The organism is Streptomyces sp. NPDC054847 (genome assembly GCF_053610925.1).
On sequence record NZ_JBSGZJ010000558.1, the window covers coordinates 1 to 4,164 of the forward strand.

3 protein-coding genes are annotated in these 4,164 nt (G+C 72.7%); 2 read left to right on the top strand and 1 reads right to left on the bottom strand.

Going from position 1 to position 4,164, the window contains the following annotated elements; translation table 11 throughout:
- A partial coding sequence (locus tag ACWGH4_RS32250; protein WP_453467112.1) for a thioesterase II family protein occupies positions 1-622 on the bottom strand: 622 nt, incomplete at its 3' end.
- 252 nt (positions 623-874) lie between these two features.
- Between ACWGH4_RS32250 and ccrA the strand changes: the two genes are divergently transcribed.
- Positions 875-2,227, top strand: a complete 1,353-nt coding sequence (ccrA, locus tag ACWGH4_RS32255; protein ID WP_453467114.1) for a crotonyl-CoA carboxylase/reductase — start codon at positions 875-877, stop codon at positions 2,225-2,227.
- Positions 2,224-3,990 (top strand): 3-hydroxyacyl-CoA dehydrogenase family protein, encoded by a 1,767-nt coding sequence (locus tag ACWGH4_RS32260; RefSeq protein WP_453467116.1) that lies wholly within the window; start codon positions 2,224-2,226, stop codon positions 3,988-3,990. Before ccrA ends, ACWGH4_RS32260 begins: the two co-directional genes overlap by 4 nt.
- The last annotated feature ends 174 nt before the right edge of the window (positions 3,991-4,164 follow it).

Here is a 4,164-nt window from a genome sequence, read left to right on the forward strand (position 1 = left end):
CGTCGGCCGCGGATGCCTTGGGGTCGCTGTCGCCGGTGAAGGCGGTGACGGGGCAGCGCAGCGCGGGTCCGTCGCTGTAGCGGTAGCGGCGCACCGCCGCGTAGTCGGCGCGCAGGGCGGGCAGGATCATGTCCAGGACCTCCGCGTCGTCGAGGAGTTCGGCGCCGGTGCCGTTCAAGGCGCGGATCTCGGCGACGACTTCCTCGTCGGTGCGCGGCTGGAGGTCTCCCTCGCGATCCAGGCAGGGGGCGCGGCGGCCGGAGACGAACAGCGCGGCGGGCCCGTGGCCGGCGGCCTCGAGGCGGCGTGCGGCCTCGAAGGCGACGGTGGCGCCCATGCTGTGGCCGAACAGGGCGTAGGGCCGGTCGGTCCGCGGTGCGAGGGCCTCGGCGATCGTGTCGGCGAGCACGGCGATGTCCGTGACGGCCGGTTCCTCGCGCCGGTCCTGCCGGCCCGGGTACTGGACGGCCAGGACCTCGATGCGCGGGGACAGCGCCTGGGCGACGGGGTGGTAGAAGGTGGCCGCGCCGCCGGCGTGCGGCAGGCAGACCAGCCGCAGGGGTGCGTCGGGGGCCGGTCGGTAGTTCCTGAACCAGGGGGTGTCTCCCGTAAGGGCGGTCATCGGTCTCTCTCCTAGCCGGTCACGAGCAGGGCTTGAGACCACGATCGGTGTTCGCCGGCCGCTGCGGCTTCCCCTGACATCCCCCTGTGCTCGGGGCGCCGGCGGATGTAGGGGGGCGTCGGGGGTTACCGGTGCCGGCCGTGGTGGCGCAGGCTCGGCGCAGTGCCTGCCGTGTGCCTGTGCCGCGTCCCTCCGGCCGTGCCCCGGCGCGCTGCGCGCTCCTCGACTCCCGAGAGAAACCAGGGAATTCACGTGGACGAGATCATCAGTGCCCTTCTCTGTGAGGATGCGACGCCGCAGGACTTCGCGGCTGTGCCGCTTCCCGACAGCTACCGCGGTGCCGTGGTCCGCAAGGAGGACACCGGCATGTTCGAGGCGATGGACTTCGCGGACAAGGATCCGCGCAAGTCGCTGCATCTGCAGGACGTGCCGGTGCCGATGCCTTCGGCCGGCGAGGCGCTGGTGGCGGTGATGGCGTCGTCGGTGAACTACAACACCGTCTGGTCGTCGGTCTTCGAGCCGCTGCCGACGTTCGGCTTCCTTCAGCGTTACGCGCGGCTCTCCCCCGCCGCCGCCCGCCACGACCTGCCGTACCACGTCCTCGGCTCCGACCTGGCGGGTGTCGTGCTGCGCACCGGCCCCGGTGTGAACCGCTGGAAGGCCGGGGACCGGGTGGTGGCGCACTGTCTGTCGGTGGAGCTGGAGTCGGCGGACGGCCACGGCGACACGATGCTCGACCCCGAGCAGCGGATCTGGGGTTTCGAGACCAACTTCGGCGGGCTGGCCGAGATCGCGCTGGTCAAGTCGAACCAGCTGATGCCCAAGCCCGAGCATCTGACCTGGGAGGAGGCGGCGGCCCCGGGTCTGGTGAACTCCACCGCCTACCGGCAGCTCGTCTCCCGCAACGGGGCCGGGATGAAGCAGGGCGACAACGTGCTGATCTGGGGTGCGAGCGGCGGTCTGGGCTCCTACGCCACGCAGTTGGCCCTGGCCGGCGGCGCCAACCCGATCTGTGTCGTCTCCAGCGGCCAGAAGGCGGACATCTGCCGGAAGATGGGCGCGGAGGCGGTCATCGACCGCAGCGCGGAGGGCTACCGGTTCTGGAAGGACGAGCAGACCCAGGACCCGCGCGAGTGGAAGCGGCTGGGCGCCCGTATCCGTGAGCTCACCGGCGGCGAGGACGTCGACATCGTCTTCGAGCACCCGGGCCGCGAGACGTTCGGCGCGAGTGTGTACGTCACCCGCAAGGGCGGCACGATCGTGACCTGCGCGTCGACGACGGGCTTCCGGCACGAGTACGACAACCGCTACCTGTGGATGTCGCTGAAGCGGATCATCGGCTCGCACTTCGCCAACTACCGCGAGGCGTGGGAGGCCAACCGCCTGATCGCCAAGGGCAGGATCCACCCCACCCTGTCGAAGGTCTACGCGCTGGAGGAGACCGGGCAGGCCGCGTACGACGTGCACCGCAACCTCCACCAGGGCAAGGTCGGTGTCCTCGCGCTCGCCCCCGAGGAGGGCCTCGGTGTGCGTGACCCGGAGATGCGTGAGAAGCACATCGACGCCATCAACCGTTTCCGCGAAGGGGAGGCCAAGGTCTCATGACAGAACCCGTTCCCGTCCCCGTCCCCGTTCCCGTCCCCGTCCCCGTCACGGGGATCGTCGGCCTGGGGTCGGCCGGCGAGGCCCTGCTGCATCGTGTGGTGGACGCGGGTCGGCCGGTCGTCGCCGTCGACACCGACCTGGACGTCCTGGCCCGGGCCGCCCGGCGGCTCAAGGCGATCGCCGGCGACGGACCGGGCCGTGCGCCGGTCACCTTCACCGCCGACCACACGCTGCTGCGCGACGCCCGTCTGGTGATCGAGTGCGTGCCGGACGACACGGCCGCCAAGTCGGCCGCGCTGGCGCAGATCGTCGCCGCCTGCCCGCCGGGCACTCCCCTGCTCACCACCACGGCGGAGCTGTCCGTGACCGGCCTGGCCCTCGCCTGCGGGCGGCCGGCCGATGTCGCGGCACTGCATCTGTTCACGCCGCCCCGGCCCGCGGCTCCCGTCCGGCCGCACCGCACCGCCCTGACCTCGCCGCAGGCCGCGGCCGCGCTCGACGCGCTGGTGACCGACACCGGTCTGACGCCGGTCACGGCCGGGGCGCGCGCGGCGGACGACGCCGGCGCGCTGGTGCTCGGGTTCCTCAACCGTGCGGTGATCCTCCTCGACGAGGGCTACGCCACGCAGCACGCGATCGACACCGCGATGCGGTTCGGCTGCGCTCTGCCCGCGGGCCCGCTGGAACTGCTCGACCGTATCGGCCTGGACGCCGCCCACCGTGCGCTGACCGGCCTGTGGCGGCGCACCGGTGACAGTGCCTTCGAGCCCGCTCCGCTCCTGAGCCGGATGGTCGCGGCCGAGCGGCTGGGGGTGAAGACGGGGGACGGCTTCTACGCCTACGACGAGCGCGGTGAGCGGCTCGAGGCGGCTCCCGCCGGTGCGGCGGGCGGTGCGGGCGCCGGGCCGGTCGGCCGGGTGGGCGTGCTGGGCTCGGGTGCGATGGCGCGCGGCATCGCGGAGGTGACGGCCGCGGCCGGGCATCCGACCGTGCTGGTGGCCCGCTCGGCCGACAAGGCGCAGGAGGCGCTGGCCGGTGTGGCCGAATCCCTGACCCGCGCGGTGCGGCGCGGCAAGGTCACGGCGCAGGTGAAGGCGTCGGCCTGCCAACTCCTGGAAGGGGCGCACGACGTGGCGGCCCTGGCCGGCTGCGACCTGGTGATCGAGGCGGTCGCGGAGGATCTCGACGTCAAGCGTGCGCTGTTCGCACGGCTGGGCGAGGTGTGCGCGCCGGGCACGGTGCTGGCCACCACCACCTCCTCCCTGTCGGTCACCGCGTGCGCCGAGGCATCGGGCCGGCCGGCGGACGTGGTCGGCATGCATTTCTTCAACCCGGCCCCGGTGATGCGGCTGGTGGAGCTGGCGCGCACCGAGGTGGTGGACCCGGGTGTGTGGTCCACCGCGCGCGCTTTCTGCGACGCGCTGGGCAAAACGGTCGTCGAGTGCCCGGACCGTACCGGCTTCATCGTCAACAGCCTGCTGTTCCCCTATCTGGGTGCGGCGCTGGCGCTGCTGGAGCGGCCCGGGTGCGACATCGAGGAGATCGACGCGGCCGTCCAGCACGGATTCGGTTTCCCCATGGGTCCGTTCGCGCTGCTGGACACCATCGGGCTCGATGTGTCGCTGGCCATCCAGCACCGGCTTCACGAACGGTTCCGGACGCCGGAGTACCGTCCCTCGCCGGCGCTGGAGCAGTTGGTGGCCGCGGGTCTGCTCGGCCGCAAGAACGGCCGCGGTCTGCGCACGGCGGCCGCCCGCCGCTGACCCGGTGACGTCACGGACCGGCCCGCCGTGCCCTGCCAGGGCCCAGGGCCTCTCGTTTGGATCATGCCGGGCTCGCGGGCCCTGGCACGCACTCCCCCGTAGCCCTCCGGGCACGGGAGGTGCCCCCACGCCGCGTTGTCGTCGGTCGGCATGGCTCCTCCCCCGTAGCCCTCC

Excerpts from the sequence above, each read along its gene's own strand:
- ACWGH4_RS32260 (WP_453467116.1), top strand. The coding sequence starts at position 2,224 with ATGACAGAACCCGTTCCCGTCCCCGTCCCCGTTCCCGTCCCCGTCCCC.